Here is a 543-nt window from a genome sequence, read left to right as displayed (position 1 = left end):
GGCGACTGCAGCATGCGCGGCCCGTCCAGCAGCACGACCGCGCGGTACCCGCCCTCCGCGAGGGGCTCGGCGCCGCGGGTCGCCACGACGAGCGCGGGGCGGGCGTCCACCCGCTCCACGGGGTGGCTGCCGTCCGCCACGATCACGCGCACGCCGGGAAACGCCCTGCCGAGCTCCTCCGCGGTGCGCTCACTGCCCGACGACGCCAGCCGCAGCCGCGGGGACGAGCACGCCGGACAGATCCACGCACTCGCGCCGCGCCCGCACCAGCCGCACACCGGAACGGCACCGCGATGCCGCGCGCCGAGCGGCCCGCCGCAGTGGGCGCAGCGCGCGGGGGTCCGGCAGTCCGCGCACACGAGCGACGGCGAGAACCCCGGGCGCGACACCTGCACCAGCACGGGCCCCTCCGCGGCCGCCGCCCTCGCCGCGAGGAACGCCGACGACGGCAGCCTCTGGGCGGCGGGACGCTCCAGCTCCTGCGGTGTGCTCAGCAGCACGCGCGGCAGCACCCGGCGCCCGGCCCGCACGTCGCGCAGCCAG

1 pseudogene is annotated in these 543 nt (G+C 79.4%); it reads right to left on the bottom strand.

From position 1 onward, the window contains the following. Nucleotides 1-543 (bottom strand): annotated as a pseudogene (locus DW299_RS07945) (primosomal protein N'); the annotation flags it as partial.

This window comes from Microbacterium sp. K35 (assembly GCF_004794375.1).
Classification (GTDB): Bacteria; Actinomycetota; Actinomycetes; order Actinomycetales; family Microbacteriaceae; genus Microbacterium; species Microbacterium sufflavum.
This window is presented reverse-complemented; position numbering and strand designations above follow the sequence as displayed.